At 65.7% G+C, this 15,743-nt stretch carries 9 protein-coding genes and 5 pseudogenes; 11 read left to right on the forward strand and 3 right to left on the reverse strand.

Annotated elements, in window-relative coordinates:
* Positions 1-523: 523 nt before the first annotated feature.
* The 3 genes from OF380_RS14595 (at position 524) to OF380_RS14610 (ending at position 4,169) form a co-directional block, all read left to right on the forward strand.
* Positions 524-1,336: an IS5 family transposase gene (locus tag OF380_RS14595; protein WP_264045167.1), complete on the forward strand. Its 813-nt coding sequence runs from the start codon at positions 524-526 to the stop codon at positions 1,334-1,336.
* Positions 1,337-1,558: 222 nt separating this feature from the next.
* Positions 1,559-2,605 carry an IS110 family RNA-guided transposase gene (locus OF380_RS14605; protein ID WP_264045168.1) on the forward strand — a complete coding sequence of 349 codons (1,047 nt, stop codon included), beginning with the start codon at positions 1,559-1,561 and terminating at the stop codon, positions 2,603-2,605.
* Positions 2,606-3,005: 400 nt separating this feature from the next.
* Positions 3,006-4,169, forward strand: coding sequence for an IS701 family transposase (locus tag OF380_RS14610; protein ID WP_264045148.1), 1,164 nt, complete (start codon positions 3,006-3,008; stop codon positions 4,167-4,169).
* Positions 4,170-4,400: 231 nt separating this feature from the next.
* Here the strand turns inward: OF380_RS14610 and OF380_RS14615 are convergent.
* Positions 4,401-4,840, reverse strand: a pseudogene (locus OF380_RS14615) (transposase); the annotation flags it as partial.
* 105 nt (positions 4,841-4,945) lie between these two features.
* On the opposite strand from OF380_RS14615, the pseudogene OF380_RS28805 reads away from it, so the two are divergent.
* The 3 genes and pseudogenes from OF380_RS28805 to OF380_RS14625 all read left to right on the forward strand — a co-directional run.
* Positions 4,946-5,140: pseudogene (locus OF380_RS28805) on the forward strand (IS5/IS1182 family transposase); the annotation flags it as partial.
* A gap of 548 nt (positions 5,141-5,688) precedes the next feature.
* Entirely contained in the window at positions 5,689-7,110 is a 1,422-nt protein-coding gene (locus OF380_RS14620; RefSeq protein WP_264051336.1) for a mannose-1-phosphate guanylyltransferase/mannose-6-phosphate isomerase, read from the forward strand.
* A 126-nt stretch (positions 7,111-7,236) separates the two neighbouring features.
* Positions 7,237-7,557: pseudogene (locus OF380_RS14625) on the forward strand (IS5 family transposase); the annotation flags it as partial.
* Between the two features lie 254 nt (positions 7,558-7,811).
* On the opposite strand, the gene OF380_RS14630 reads toward OF380_RS14625, so the two are convergent.
* Positions 7,812-8,840 (reverse strand): IS110 family RNA-guided transposase, encoded by a 1,029-nt coding sequence (locus OF380_RS14630; RefSeq protein WP_264045170.1) that lies wholly within the window; start codon positions 8,838-8,840, stop codon positions 7,812-7,814.
* Between the two features lie 98 nt (positions 8,841-8,938).
* On the opposite strand from OF380_RS14630, the gene OF380_RS14635 reads away from it, so the two are divergent.
* The 3 genes and pseudogenes from OF380_RS14635 (at position 8,939) to OF380_RS14645 (ending at position 12,631) form a co-directional block, all read left to right on the forward strand.
* Positions 8,939-10,273, forward strand: a complete 1,335-nt coding sequence (locus OF380_RS14635; protein WP_264045172.1) for an IS1182 family transposase — start codon at positions 8,939-8,941, stop codon at positions 10,271-10,273.
* Positions 10,274-10,390: 117 nt separating this feature from the next.
* Positions 10,391-10,821, forward strand: a pseudogene (locus tag OF380_RS14640) (IS5 family transposase); the annotation flags it as partial.
* 40 nt (positions 10,822-10,861) lie between these two features.
* Positions 10,862-12,631, forward strand: coding sequence for a hypothetical protein (locus OF380_RS14645; RefSeq protein WP_264045174.1), 1,770 nt, complete (start codon positions 10,862-10,864; stop codon positions 12,629-12,631).
* Between the two features lie 9 nt (positions 12,632-12,640).
* Here OF380_RS14645 and OF380_RS14650 read toward each other — a convergent pair.
* A pseudogene (locus tag OF380_RS14650) lies at positions 12,641-13,713 on the reverse strand (IS630 family transposase).
* Positions 13,714-13,919: 206 nt separating this feature from the next.
* Between OF380_RS14650 and OF380_RS14655 the strand changes: the two are divergent.
* A complete protein-coding gene (locus OF380_RS14655) occupies positions 13,920-14,354 on the forward strand; it encodes a hypothetical protein (protein WP_264045176.1) in 435 nt (144 codons plus the stop codon).
* Positions 14,355-14,409: 55 nt separating this feature from the next.
* Positions 14,410-15,498: a glycoside hydrolase family 26 protein gene (locus OF380_RS14660; protein ID WP_264045178.1), complete on the forward strand. Its 1,089-nt coding sequence runs from the start codon at positions 14,410-14,412 to the stop codon at positions 15,496-15,498.
* Positions 15,499-15,743: the final 245 nt, after the last annotated feature.

Consider the following 15,743-nt stretch of genomic DNA (forward strand, 5'->3'; position numbering starts at 1 on the left):
CAAGCTGCCGGTCAGATTGATTGGATCCAGCCCAGTAGAGACAGAGCGTTGATCTAGGCTAAAATTCACATTTCTCCCGACCAAATCCAATAAGTTGCAGCAACTCCGGCACCAAGCGCCACCCTGTTGTCAATGCCCGCGGGACGACCCCCATGGGCGCTAACTTCTTCGACAGCAAGGTCATCAGTTAGCTCAACTTTGGCCAATGGGATGGGTCGTCGAGGGTGTGGGTTGACAAAAGGGCATGACAGGTAAGCTGGGCGCATCGCCGCTCAGACCCCGTTTCATAATGGGCAGAACAGCTTAGCTGTTGGGTGAGCGGCGGGCATTGTGGGTGTTGGGAGAGTGTCTGACGCTCACCCAGGATCCCCGATGTGGACGCCCGCCGCCCGCGCCGAGCTTGCGCGCGAGAGCCTGCCCTACGCAACCAGCCTCAGAGCCCGTCCGATAATGTCCGGCCGGGGTTGAGTGGCCGGGATGGCGGTGATTCCAGAAGGGTGCTGAAGCCTGATCTGGACGTGCCATGTGGACCCCGACCACTCGCCGGCAGCATAACCGTGCGCGCTTGCGATACGAAACCGACCTGACGGATACGGAATGGGCGGTGATCGCGCCCTTGATGCCAGAGCCCGCCTCGCGTGGTCGCCCGCCCGTCTGGACAATGCGGGAGGTCCTGAACGCAATCTTCTACGTGCTGCGCGGCGGCATCGCATGGCGGTTGATCCCAAAGGATCTCCCTCCGCGCAGCACGACGTTCGGCTACTTCAGCCGTTGGCGGGACGAGGAATTGTTCGGGCGGATCAACCACACCCTGGTCATGGCTGACCGGGAGCGGGCCGGTCGCGAGGCCTCGCCGACGGCGGCCGTGCTCGACTGCCAGAGCGTGAAGACTACCGAGAGCGGCGGCCCGCGCGGCTACGACGCTGGAAAGAAGGTCAAAGGCCGCAAGCGTCAGGCCATGGTCGACACAGACGGGCGGGCCCTCGTGCTCGATCCGCAGGCCGCCGACATTCAGGATCGCGATGGGGCCGGACCGGTGCTGCGCCTGTCGCGGCGGACCTTCCCGTTCATCGTCAGAGCGTTCGCCGATGCCGGCTATGCCGGCGACAGACCCGCGACCGCCGCGGTCATCACCATCGACATCGTGCGCAAACCGAAAGATCAGGTCGGCTTCGCCGTGCATCCACGACGATGGGTGGTGGAACGCTTCTTCGGAGGGATCAGCCGCAACCGACGCCTCTGGAAGGACCCGGAGGCGACCCTCGCCTCGGCCCAGGCCTTCCTCTACGCCGCCGCCGTCATGATCCTTGTCCGAAGGCTCGGGCGAGCATCATGACTTATCGGACAGGACCCGGAGGCGACCCTCGCCTCGGCCCAGGCCTTCCTCTACGCCGCCGCCGTCATGATCCTTGTCCGAAGGCTCGGGCGAGCATCATGACTTATCGGACAGATGGGGTGATTGGGGTCCTGCCGCGGATCCTCTGAAGGCGGCTGCTCCTATCGAGATGTGAGATCGTGGTCGACGTCGGATCGCCACAGCATCAGGAAAGGAGCAGCCATGACCTACTTTGCCGGACTCGACGTGTCCCTGGAAGAGACCGCGATCTGGGTGGTCGATGAGACGGGTCGGATCATCAAGGAGCTGCGGGCAGCAAGCGAGCCTTCCGATCTCATCGCTGCCCTGACGGGGCTCGGCCTGCCCCTGGAGCGTGTCGGCCTGGAAGCGTGTTCGCTGACGGCCTGGCTGCACGACGAACTGCGCGCTGCGGGTCTACCGGCGATCTGCATCGAGACACGGTCTGCCAACGCGGCCATGAAGACGATGCCCAACAAGACCGACCGCAACGATGCCCGTGCGCTCGCCCAGATCATGCGGACAGGCTGGTTCCGGCAGGTTCACGTCAAGTCGCGTCAGTCCCGGCTCTGGCGTTCGCTGCTGGTGGCGCGGCGCACCGTGCTCAACGAGATGCGCGCCATCGAGAACGTGGTGCGGGCGATCCTGCGCGAGGGCGGGATCAAGCTCGGCACCCCGGCCCGCGCCGCCTTTGCCGGGCGCGTGCGAGAGTTGGCCGGCGACGATCCCCTGATCCTGCCGCTCGTCACGCCCCTGCTGGCGATCCTAGCCACGATGCTGGAGCAGCTCGACCGGCTGACCCGGCAGGTTCTCGTCATCGTGCGCGGCGAAGCGGTCTGCCGGCGGCTGATGAGTGTGCCGGGCGTCGGCCCGATCACTGCACTCGCTTTCCGAGCCACCATCGACCGGCCGGAGCAGTTCCGGCACTCTCGGGACGTCTGCGCTCATCTCGGCCTGACGCCGTCTCGTTACCAGTCGGGCGAGACCGACATCCAGGGCAAGGTCAGCCGCTGCGGCGACGAACTGGCCCGCACCGCGCTCTACGAGGCCGCGCACTCTCTGCTGACGCGCTCGCGCAAATGGTCGAGCCTGCGCGCCTGGGGGATGCAGGTTGCCAAGCATCGTGGCATGGCGCGGGCTCGCGTGGCCGTCGCACGCAAGCTCGCCGTCGTTCTGCACCGGATGTGGAGCGACGGGACCGAGTTCCGCTTTGGCAAGGCGCCGGCACCGGCGATCGCGGCCGCCGCTTGACCCAGACACACCTGCCCCGTCGAACGGAACGACGGCAGGCCAAACTTCACCCGCAAGGGTGACCCGGATCGTTCCCGTGGGGACGATGGGCGAGGCGATCTCGTTGAGAGTCTCGAACCGGCCTGCGCCAGCAGTCCAGGTCGTGAAACAGATTGAGACGCCTCGCTCTCCTGACCCCATCATGCGGCGGCCTCGCGCCGACCGCGAAGAGAAGCGCGTGACCCGCGGGAGCGACACACCGGGACCAGGAAACATCGATGGGCAGATCGCTTGCCTCACGAACCCCAATCAGAGAGGACTCTCAGCTCGACTTTGGCCATTTCGACATGTCGCGGAACGCGCTGGGTGACGAAGCGGGCGTGATGGATAGGCTGATGGTGTCCCTCGCCAGAGACGCCTCATGCCGCACCTGCCTGCCTGCTTCGCCGGGATCATCCTGTCCTTCGCTCCGCTGTTCGTCCACCGTTCGTGGCGACACGCTCAGGAGCTGCTGATCGGTGCGATCCTCTGTCCGGGCCGGCGCACGGTAGCGAGCGTGCTGCGGATCACGGGCCGGGCACGCGACCGCCATTTCGTGAACACCCACCGGGTGCTCAGCCGCGCCGCATGGTCTCCCCATGCTGGAGCCCACATGCTGCTTCGGCTGCTCGTCGAGGCCTTCGTCCCACACGGCCCCGTAGTGCTGGCGCTCGACGACACGATCGAGCGGCGCTGCGACCGCCGCATCCAAGCCCGCGGGATCTACCGTGATCCGGTGCGCTCGTCCGGTGCCCATTTCGTCAAGACGATCGGCCTGCGCTGGATGAGCCTGATGCTGCTCGCACCCATCCCCTGGGCCGGTCGGGTCTGGGCGTTGCCGTTCCTGACTGCCCTCGTTCCGTCCGAGCGCGCCTGCCGGGAACAAGGCCGTCGGCACAAGACCCTGCTCGATGTCGGACGGCAGATGGCCTTGCAGGTAAGGCGCTGGCTGCCGGGGCGCGATCTCGTGCTGGTCGGCGATAGCGCCTTCTCGGCCTTGCTGTTTCTCGATGCTCTGCGCCGCGGCGGTATCACCGCCATCACCCGCCTGCGCCTGGATGCGGCTCTCTACGATCCAGCGCCTCCAAGGCTTCCTGGTACAATCGGGCGCCCGCGCAAGAAGGGTGTGCGGCGGCCAACCCTGTCCAAGATCCTGACCGACTCGGGTACCATCTGGCAGCAGGTGAGCGTGCCGGGCTGGTACGGCACAGGTGAACGCAGGATCGAGATCGCCTCGGCCACCGCCGTCTGGCATCATTCCGGTCTACCAGCAGTGCCGATCCGCTGGGTTCTGATCCGCGATCCCGAGAACCGCTTCGAGCCGCAAGGGCTGCTCTGCACCGACACCGCACGAGACCCGACCCAGATCGTGACGTGGTTCGTGCGCCGCTGGCAGGTCGAGGTTACCTTCCAAGAGGCACGGACCCATCTCGGCGTCGAGACGAGAGCGCCAGTGGTCCGACAAGGCCATTGCCCGCACGACGCCCTGCCTGCTCGCCCTGTTCTCCATCGTCACCCTGCTCGCCACCCGGCTGACAGCACGTGAGAGGCGGCAGGTCGCGGCGACAGCGTGGTACCCCAAACCGCAGCCGACCTTCTCCGATGCTCTCGCTGCCGTCCGTCGCACGATCTGGCGCGAGGAAGCTTCTTCGATGTCAGGCTGCAGGCGCGACCGTAGGAAACTTCGGTTCCGTCTTCCACCAGCCTGGGCCTACGCCCTGTGCCAGGCGGCCTGAATGGCCAAAGTCGAGCTGAGAGTTCGTCCGATAAGTCGTAAAGCGCGTCCCAGCCGTCGAACGAGGATCATGACGGCCGCGGCGTAGAGGAAGGCTTGAGCCAACGCGAGGGTCGCCTCCGGGTCCTTCAAGAGGCGGCGGTTGCGGCTGATCCAGCCGAAGAAGCGCTCGAGGACCCACCGGCGCGGATGTACGGCGAAGCCGACCTGCTCCGGAGGCTTGCGCACGATGTGAACAGTGATGATCGAGGCGGTCTCGGGCCTGTCGCCCGCATAGCCTGCGTCGGCGAAGGTTTTGACGATGAATGGAAATTCCGACGCGACAGACGCAACACTGGCCCGGCTCCATCCCGTTCCTGGACGTTGGCCGGCTGCGGGTCGAGTACGAGGGCACGTCCGTCCGTATCGACGAGCGCCTGACGCTTGCTGCCCTTGACTTTCTTGCCAGCGTCGTAGCCGCGCGGCCCGCCGCTCTCTTTGGTCCAGTTCGCCCACGTGGCGGTGGACGGCACCAAGGTGAAGGCCAACGCCTCCTGCCACAAGGCGATGAGCTACGGACGCATGAAGACAAGCGAACGATCGCTGGCCCCATCCTTGACACCGCGCGCGATCAAAGCCTGCTCAAGGCGCGGGGCTGTCAGCGCACCGCCAGCACGCACGTGCTGGCGGTCGTGCGCGACCTTAACCGGGTCGAGCTCCTGGCCGAGACATCACGTGCGGCCCTTAATGCCATCGCGACAGCCGCCCCGGCTTGGCTGCGTGCTCTCGCCCCGCCCGAGTGGCAAAAGCCCGAGACCAAGGTCTCTGAGCTCTGCGCTGAGCTCGGCGTCACCCGGCAGACCCTCTACCGCCACGTCGATCCAAAAGGCGAGTTCAGGCCCGATGCCCTGAAGATCCTCGGGATCGCGCCGAAATAAGAGATTATTGGAACATCCATCGCATCTGGAGCATCAGGCGACATGGTGCGTTCAAAGCAGTCTCGTACGCGACCGCTCCGGTTTCGACGTAGCGTCATACGGAATCTGCGCAATCATATCCGGTTTGCTCTGGTCGAATTGCTGATCCTGATAGGATCGCACATGGTCTCGATCTTTTTTGAGAAATATTGATTTGATAAAGCGATCAGATTGACATCAATTAACATCACGACTAAAGGTTACGGCGAATGCTCCGCCAAAACCATCGCCGGTCGCGCCGCCACGCTCACGCCGATCTACCTGTTGGGTGTTTTCCTAATGCTTTGAAGATTATAGATTATTAACATCGTTAAAGTAAATCGATTATTTGTGTATATCCACCTGGGCTTGGGAGATTATTTGACGTGTGTGAAGTGATTGCTTCAATCCATCCCGTCATTTTATGCGGTGGATCGGGCACCCGGCTGTGGCCGGCCTCGCGCGAGAGCATGCCCAAGCAGTTCACCCGGCTCGTCAGCCTCGAATCCTCGACCTTCCAGGACACCGCACGGCGCCTCGCGGATGCCGACGTGTTCGAGCGGCCCTGCGTGCTCACGAGCAGCGATGCCCGCTTCATCGTCGCCGAGCAACTCGCGGAGATCGGCATCGACGCCGACATCATCCTGGAGCCGGAGCGGCGCGACTCGGCGGCCGCCGTGGCCGTGGCGACCCTCCACGCGGCGCGACGCGACCCGCGGGCGGTGGTGCTGATCCTCGCCGCCGACCACGTCATCGGGGACACGCCCGCCTTCGTGGAGGCCGCGCGCCATGCCGCCGCCGGCGCGCGGGCCGGACAGATCATGACGCTCGGCATCACCCCGACCGCGCCGGCCACCGGCTACGGCTACATCCGCGTGGGTACTGCCCTCGAAGGCGCCTCGGGCAATCACCGGGTCGAGCGCTTCGTGGAGAAGCCGGACCGGGCCGGGGCCGAGCGCCTGATCGCCGAGGGCGCCCTGTGGAATTCCGGCTACTTCCTGTTCCGCGCCGACGTGATGCTGGCCGAACTGGAAGCCCACGTTCCCGAGATCCTCGCCGCGACGCGGGCGGCGCTCGACGGCGCGGTGCGCGACCTCGACTTCGTTCGCCTCGATGCCGCCGCCTTCGGGCGGGCGCCGAAGACCTCCATCGACTACGCGGTGATAGAGCGCACCGAGCGGGCGGGGGTGCGTCCCGTCGCGTTCCCCTGGTCCGATGTCGGCACCTGGGACGCGGTCTGGGCCGTGCTGCCCCACGACGCGGAGGGCAACGCCCTGCGCGGCCGGGTGGAAGCGCTCGATACGCGGGGCAGCCTGATCCACAGCGAGGGCGAGCACCTGACCACCGTGGTCGGCCTCGACGACGTCGTGGTGGTGACCACCGCCGACGCGGTGCTGGTGACCTCGAAGGCGCGGGCGACCCAGGTCAAGGACCTCGTCACGCGCCTGCGCGAGAAGGCCCATCCGGAGGCGGACGCGCATCGGCGCATGTACCGCCCCTGGGGCTGGTACCAGCGCATCGACATCGGCGAACGCTTCCAGGTGAAGCGCATCCTGGTGACGCCGGGCGGACGGCTCTCGCTTCAGAAGCACTACCACCGCGCCGAGCACTGGGTGGTGGTCAAGGGCACGGCGGAGGTCACGCTCAACGACGCGGTGGTGCTGGTCCACGAGAACGAGGCGATCTACCTGCCCATCGGCTCGATGCACCGCCTCACCAACCCGGGCAAGATTCCCCTCGAACTCATCGAGGTGCAGGTGGGCTCCTATACCGGCGAGGACGACATCATCCGCGTCGAGGACATCTACGGGCGCTAGAAGATAGGCAAGATGATCCGATCCTAATATGTCTGGTATTTTGGACTAGGGTGTGAACCGAACCAAGACGTTGCGAGAGTTCTGGTTTTGTGATTCAGAGCCGCCGTTTGCAGCACGGAGGCGGCGATGGCGGACCTGTTCTGGCCCTCGGATGAGCAGTGGGCGGTGATGGAACCGTTCATGCCCAAGAACCAGCCTGGGCCGGAACGGAACGACGATCGGCAGGTCATTTCCGGCATCCTGCACGTGCTGACCTCGGGCTGCCGCTGGCGCGACTGCCCGGCAGCGTATGGTCCGCGCACGACCGTCTACAACCGCTTCAATCGCTGGTCCCGCCGTGACTTTTGGCGGGCGATGCTGACCGCGCTGGCCAAGGGCGGATGGGGTGGCGAGGCGGCCGCCATCGACAGTACCTACGTCAAGTCGCACCGCTCGGCGCATGGCGGTAACGTATGGCCCGCCCCGTCCGCAAGTGGCTGATGATCCGCTGGTCTGAGCAGTCTGCATAAACGTATCCGGCCTTTCGGCGATGCCGTTGGCCAAGATGGAGATCCGCGCGTCCTGGTCCTCATAAAGGGGGCGGCGTCGAGCGCCATTTTACGCCAGAGGCTTCCAGAACACCGATCGACTGTCAGGCCATCTTCCTCTCGCCGCTCGCAGACATGGTGAGGCCGACGAAGGCTTCGCCGACCAAGCTCGGTTCAGGCAGCCACCGCCGCCGGCTCATAGACGCGTTTGTGGCGCAGCAGCGCCCAGACGGTCCGAGCCATCTTGGCTGCTAGCGCAACGACGGCGGTGTTGGCGTGCGCCCGCGCCAGCAGGCCCCGGAGCCATTGGCCGATCCGCGTATCGCTTTTGCGAAGGGTCGGCATCGCCGCCCGTGCACCCTGGATCAGCATCTTGCGCAGGTACTTGCTGCCGCGCTTGGTGATGCCGACGAGTTTGGGTCGTCCGCCAGTCGTGACTTGCCGCGGCACGAGGCCGAGCCAGGCCGCCAGATCACGCCCGCGGGCGAAGGTGGCCACGTCACCGATCGCCGCAATCAGCGCTGTGGCGTTGAGTGCACCGATGCCCGGGATGGTGGTGAGCCGGCGAGCACTCTCGTCGGTCCGGGCCTGTTCGGCGAACTCGCCATCGAGCGTTGCGATGCGTTCGTCGAGGGACTGCCAACGTTCCCGCACGTCGGCCACGAGGCTGCGCATTCGTGGCGTGATGTCCGCGGCGGTGTCGGGATCGAGCAGGGTGTTCAGCCTGGCGGCAAGCTTGGCACGTTCTTGCGGGACGATGTGGCCACGCTCCAGCAGGATGGCCCGGATCTGGTTCATCAAGGCCGTGCGTTCGCCCACGAGCTGGTCGCGCACCCGGTGCAGAGTCTGCATGTCGAGCTGCGCTTCCGACTTCAGCGCGACGAACCGCATAGTCGGACGCGTCGCAGCCTCTGCGATCGCCTCGGCGTCACGGTCGTCGTTCTTCTGGGCCTTGACGTAGGGGCGCACGTATTCCGGCGACATCAGCCGGATGGTGTGGCCTTGAGCGGCGAGCGCCCGGCCCATGTGATGCGCGCCACAGCACGCCTCCATGGCGATGATGCAAGGTGGAAGCGTCGCGCCAAAGGTCATCACCGTCTCGCGTCGCATCCGGCGTCGCAGGACGACCCGACCGGTCGCATCCTGCCCGACCACACTGCAGCTGTTCTTGCCCAGATCGATCCCGAGTATCGCAATGGCCATCGGTCCGCTCCATCCCTCGTGTGAGCCACACTGCAAACCTAGGAGCCCGTCCGAGTGATCCTCTCGACGGTGAGGCGGGAGGGTGATTCACTTGGCTCATGGCCAAGGTGTTTCGCGCGTGGGATGTTGATCAGGGTTGGCTTTTGCCGCCCTCGCTGCACGAGTTCGTGCCGCCCGGGCACATGGCACACTTCGTACGCGACACAGTGCGGGAAGCGCTCGACCTCTCGGCCATCCTCGGCACCTATAGTGAGGAGCGCGGCTACCCGCCCTACCATCCGGGTATGATGGTGGCGCTCCTTCTCTACGGCTACAGCCGCGGCCTGTACTCGTCGCGTCAACTCGCCAGGGCCTGCGAGGAGCGGGTCGACGTCATGGCGGTGACGGGCCTGAACCGGCCGGACTTCCGCACCATCGCCGACTTCCGCAAGCGCCACCTCGTGGCCTTGTCCGACCTGTTCGTGCAGGTTCTGCGCCTGTGTCGGGCCGCCGGTCTGGTGCAGTTCGCCCATGTGGCGGTGGACGGCACCAAGGTGAAGGCCAACGCCTCCCGTCATAAGGCGATGAGCTACGGACGCATGAAGACGGCCGAGCCCGCGCTGGCTGCCGAGGTCGACGCGTGGTTGGAGCGGGCGCGTGAGGCCGATGCGGCCGAGGATGAGGCTCAGGGCCCGGACCGGCGCGGGGACGAGACGCCGGACTGGATGGCCGACAAGCAGCGACGCCTGGAGACGATCCGCGCCGCTAAAGCCGCCCTGGAAGTGGAAGCGATCGACCCGCCCGACCCCGAGGACGAGAGCGGGCCGGGTGCATCCTCGGGCATGCGCTGGCAGGGGCGGCCCTTGCGCGGGGAGGACGGCGGTCCGCCCGACCGGGCGCAGCGCAACTTCACCGACCCAGACAGCCGCATCCTGCCGACCCGCGACGGGTTCGTGCAGGGCTACAACGGTCAGATCGCCGTCGATGCCGCGCATCAGATCATTGTGGCCCATCGCCTCGTGACGAACGCCTCCGATGCCCGCGCCCTCGTGCCCCTCATCGACGACGCCCGCGCTCATCTCGGGCGCAAGCCGTACGAGGTCTCGGGGGATTCCGGTTTTGCCAACGAGGCGAACCTGACCGCCCTGAAGCAGCGCCGGATCGCCGCTTATCTTGCTCCCGGTCGGGCCCGCCATAGCCAAGCGGATGCGGCCGGTCGTCGGACGCTGACGAAGACGCCCCTGATGCAGGCGATGGCCGCGCGCCTGAAACGGGCTGGCCGCCGCAGCCGCTATCGCCTCAGGAAGCAGGTCGTCGAGCCGGTGTTCGGGCAGATCAAGCAGGCCCGAGGCTTCCGCCAGTTCTTACTCCGGGGCCTCGATCAGGTCCGGGGCGAATGGGCGATGGTCTGCACCGCCCACAACCTTCTCAAGCTGGCAAAGGCAGGGCGATGAGCTCAAAGCCGACACACACCTCTGACCAGATCTCGACGCTCAAACCATCCCATAAACTCGTTACTCGGACGGGCTCCTAGCAGTGAAGCCCAGTGAGGGGCGGGCCATCCATAAAGGGGGGCCTGGAGCCAGGCCATCGGCCGCTCGCGCGGCGGCCAGACGACCAAGATCCACGCGCTCACCGATGTCCTCGGCCGCCCCGGCGTCCTTCTGCTGACGCCTGGCAACGCCAGCGACGTCACCACCGCCCCAGCCGTAGTCGCCGAGGCTCCCGGTCGGGTCCGTCGCCTAGCTGCCGACAAGGGCTACGACGCCGACTGGCTCCGGACCGACCTGCGGGAAAAAGGCATCACGCCGATCAACCCAGGCAAGCGCGGCCGCAAGCGGAAGATCCGCCACGACAAGCGCCGCTACCGCGAACGCTGGCGCATCGAGGCGACCCTAATCGCTCCAGGGACTTCCGTCGCATCGCCACCCGCTACGACAAGCTGGCCCGCAACTACGCCTCCGCCGTTGCGCTCGCCGCCGTCATCGCCTTCCGGTGCTGATCGAGTCCAGACCCTTGGGCGGACGACGGTCTCGTTCGCCGTGGGTGCAGCCGAAAACTCTTCTATCGCCGCGATCACCGGCTTGACTGGGGACGAGCTTCTATCGTGCATCGCGTTAAACGATGGTCGGGTAGCTTTGTCCATGGATCGAAGGTCGCTTCTCGTCAGGCTAACTGCTTCAGCGGTTGGGACCGTGGCCTACACCTTGACGACGAGCACCAACCGCACGTTCTCGATTGCAGTGCCCGCGAACAATGGAGGGATCGGCGGCGTCGCGATCAACGCAGCCGGCGCGGCTGGGACCGCATACGAGGGGTACAGCCTCTCGGACGGCATGACCTTCGCCTCGATGCCGTCGTTCGTCTCGTCTGCGGCCCCCAAGGGCGACCTGTTCGATACGCGTGGTTACCTGCTTCCGGCCGCTGTACAGACGCCGCGCTCGGCTGGCGCCGGCGGTCTCACGCTCAAGGGCTACGACGTCGGCCCGACCCATCAAGGCTATCTCGATGCCAACCGGGGCCAGCCGGTCGCCTCTTGGCAGGACCTCATCGCCACCGAAGGTAGCGCTCTCGTCCTCAAGTCTCGCGCGGCTTCGGTCCAGGAGAAGGCGCTGACGGATGGCAAGGACATCTTGTCGGCCATGATCCATACGGGCGGGCGCCTCGTCTGCCGGCCCCCGTGCATCCTCGAGGCACGCATCCGCCTTGAAGCCGGTGCCGTGATGAACAAAGCATGGCACCCGACGCTGTGGCTGCAGCTCATGGGCGCGGCCAACTCGCAGTCCAACATCGAAATCGATTGGGAGGCCAACGACGCCTTCCCGCAGACGCTTGCTCCCAACGGCCAGAATTGGACGGGCGGTCTGTCGACCTCGATCGGGTCCAACGGCGCCAATGACAAGCCCGGCCTCATGGATGGCGGCTGGTACAACGTCGGCTTCCGCCTGCGCGAAGACGGGTTCGACTACCTCATCGACGGGGCAATCATCACGTCGAAGGTGTTCAACATGCGGTCCAAGGGCGACCGCGCCGCCTACCTCATGCTGACGAACCACGTCGCCGACTTCGTTGGGCAGTATTCGCTTCCAGCTTGGACTGCCGCCGGCGCGACGGGCGCCCGCTCCTCGATCGAGTGGCTGCGCATGTGGCGTCAGGCCGGCACCACCCACCGCAAGCCGCTCGTCGAGACCGCTGACCTCAAGATGGCGTTCGGCACCACCGCCTCGCGCACTATGCCGTCCCTCGCGGATCAGTTCGGCGACGCCACCGTCGCGGAGACCTTCGAGGCCCTGGTGCACGACGTTCTCGCCCCCGGCGGCAACACGGATGGCGGTTGGACCGGCCTGCCTTCGTTCGTCACCCGCGTCGGCGACACTGTCACCATCGCCAATCCCGACAAGCCGGGCCGGCTCTACTTTGCCCGCGTCGGTGCCAAGGCTGGCGAGACCTGCCGACCGGCGCGCTGGGTATGCGACGTCGGCCCGAACCTGCGCGGTGGGCCCGAGCTGAACTTCACGACCGGGGTCACACAGATCGACCTCTACCCGATGGCAGACGTCGGCGACCTCCTGCCGAAGCGCGTTGCGGTATCCAACCTCCCGGCCGGCGTGACCTACAACCCGGCGACCTTCCTCCTCACGTGGAACGGAGTCACGGCCATCACGCCGACTGCGGCCTTGATCACGGTGACCAACGCGGTGAGCCAAGTGGTCTCAGGCACCAAAACGCTCAAGCTTGTCTCCAACATCGCACTGCCTGTGGTGGACGGTCTGGTTTACTCGATTGACCCCGGGGACGCCGCCAAGCGCTAGTGCACTGACTCAGACGGATGGTTCAGGGGATCGGCTGACTGCGGCGAGGATGTGGGTGGCTGGCTTGGTCCAGACGAAGGGTTTGGCGTTCCGGTTGTGCTCGGCGATGTAGCGTTTGATCGCTGCCTACAGGTCGACGACGCCGGTGAAGGAGCCGCGTCGCAGCCGACGACGGGTCAGCGCTGAGAAGAAGCCCTCGACGGCGTTGAGCCACGAGGCCGAGGTCGGAGTGAAGTGGAAGGTGAAGCCGCGGGTGCCGGGCGAGCCAGGCGCGTACCTTCGGATGCTCGTGGGTGGCGACGTTGTCGAGGATCGCGTGGATCGCCTTGCCGGGCGGGACGGCACCCTCGACGGCGTCCCGGCAACCGGATGAACTCACCGTTCCGGTGGCGCTGCATGCAGCGGCCGAGCACGGTGCCCGCCAGGACGTCGAGGGCGGCAAACAGCGTCGTGGTGCCGTGACGGGTATAGTCGTGGGTCTGGGCGGCGGGATGGCCTGTGGCGAGCGGACGGTCAGGGCGGGTCCGCTCCAGTGCCTGGATCTGGCTCTTCTCATCGAGGGACAGCACCACCGCGTGGGCGGGTGGAGCCATGTAGAGGCCGACGACATCCTCGACCTTGGCGGCGAAGGCCGGGTCGCGCGAGCGCTTGAACGTGCGCAGTCGATGCGGCTGGAGGCGGTGAGCGTCCCAGATCCGTTGCACGGCGCGCAACGAGTTCCCGACAGCGCGGGCCACGGCACGGCCGGTCCAGTGCGTGACCTCGCCCGGCGGCTCCGAGCAGGTCAGCGCCAGCACCTCGGCCACCGTCTCGGTCGAATGGGGTGGTGTCCCGGGCGGACGCGTCTTGTCGCGCAGCAGACCTTCGACGCCCGCCTCGGCGTAGCGCCGCTGCCAGCGCCATACGGCCGGGCGGCTGACGCCCGCCCGCCGAGCGACGTCTTGGACACTCAAGCGCTCGGCCGAGCGCAGGACGATGCGGGCGCGCTGGGTGTGTTTGAGCGGGCGGGAGCGGTCGCTGGCAATCGCAGCCAGCCGTACCGCGCCGGTCGCATCGAGGAGCACGCATACCGTCTGAGCCATTGCCCAGACTCACACGTCTCATCGTCCGCGTGAATCCTCCGTCCGCGTCACTGCACTAGGTGGCGGGCTCCGATGTGGACACCATGGGCGGCTCTGATGGATCTTCGGCGGTGGCTCTTGCTACGGCTCTGAACCGGCCTACGCTGGTGGCTTGGAATGACCGTCAGACGCTCCGCTTCACCTCCGCGAACTCCCAGCGGATGGACATGCCGGGCAACCCCGCATTTGACACCTCGTTCACCCGTGTGCTCATCGTGGAGCTTGCCACCACCACGGCGACGCAGTGCCTCATGAGTACCGCAGACCCCGCCAGCTCGACCACCATGAACCGCGCGGAGCAGCTCTTCGTCTTGGCCGATACGACGCTACGAGCCCGTCGCTCTGCGGCTGGCAGTCCGGAGGACGCCAGCGTCCTCCATGTCGCCGGTCGGCACATCATCATCGAGGACGTGATCGCCGGAACCAGCCGCGCCACGGTTTGGGTGGATAGGGCCAACGCCGTTACCTCGGGGACGACATCGCCCCCCCCTGTGGGCACGACTAAACAACCCTCGGTGCTCGACGCGCTGCCGGAGCCTACGATGCCCACGCGGATGCCTATCTCTCCCGAGGTCTCGTCTACAACCGTCTGCTCACGCTGACCGAAAAGCGGGAACTCGCTGCCTGGGCTTGCACCTACTATGGGACACTGTGATCATGACGGAAGCTGAACTCCTCGACGGCCTCGAAGCCCTGAACCAGACTCGTCGTCAGGCCCTTGGGACCCTCGCTGGCGCCGCCGTCGCGGTAACCTCGCCTGTCGCAGCGGCCCCCACACTGCCGGCCCGACTGAGAGGTCTCGGCGTATTCTCACCCATGTACGCGGGCGCAGAGAAGCTCTCCGACTATCTACATTGGCTTGGTCGCCAGACGCTGCCGTTTGTGTCCGACAACGCCGAGGAGACAAAAGGTTGGTCGGAGGCCGTTAGCTCTACCAAATGGCTCTGCGGGGTTTATGCCAAGTTGCCCACAACGTTGATCCTCGGTGTGCCGATCCTGCCTCGATATGATGCCGGCAAGTTCGCGGACGGCAATGCCGGTAAATTCGACGCCAGCATTTGGGCGATGGCGAGCTCTGCTAAGCCACTCCTCGACCGTAGCGTGAGCGGTAAGCCGTTCACCATCATCATCCGGCCGGGCTGGGAGGGTAACGGCAACTGGATGCCATGGTTCGCTGGCACCGACCCTGTGGCGTCAGGCTACGTTGCTTACGTTCGCCGCTGCATCGGCATCTTCCGGCAGGTCGATCCCCGCTTCACTTTCTCCTGGTGCAACACGCTCGGTTGGATGCACGTCGATGCGTTCAAGACCTATTGGGGCGACGACGTCACGGACTTCATCGATACCGACGTCTACGATGAGGCCTGGGAGCCACGCTGGCGCACGGACTTGGCCCTGCGCTGGAAGGAGCGGTTTTGGTACGGCGACAACGGCCTCGACGCCTACGCCAAATTCGCTGCCAAGAAGGGCAAGAAGCGAAGCTTCTCCGAGTGGGGGTGTCGCAATTTCTTCCCCCCGAACAACGCCGCGTCGGGCGGAGACAACCCCTATTTCATTGAGCAGATGGCCGCACACTTCGACGCGCTCGGAGACAAGCTTGCATTTCATTGCTACTTTGAGCGGGCCGATCAGCTCTCCTCTCTGTCTGCCGGCAAAGGCGTGAAGGACGCGGCCGGGATCTGGCAGCCCACGCCGACGCTCTTTCCTAAAGCTGCCGCGCGCTACAAGGTACTCTTCGGCGCCTGAGCTCCCCTGGCACAACGGAGCCGACGATCTTGACCCAGCGACGCTTATTTTAAGGCCTTACTCACCGCACGGCAATATCAGTGCGCTGCACTCGCGCGGCTTAGTTGTCTCGCAGTTGCAGCAACGATTTGAGTTGCATTGTACGTAGTACTACGCAACCCTGCGGTTAAGGGGAATGAGGAAGGGTATCGGGATGAGCTTCACGTTTAGCGCGGCTGTTGTCGCTGCTACCATCTGCCTTGCCG

It is taken from the genome of Methylobacterium sp. FF17, from assembly GCF_025813715.1.
Lineage (GTDB): Bacteria > Pseudomonadota > Alphaproteobacteria > Rhizobiales > Beijerinckiaceae > Methylobacterium > Methylobacterium flocculans.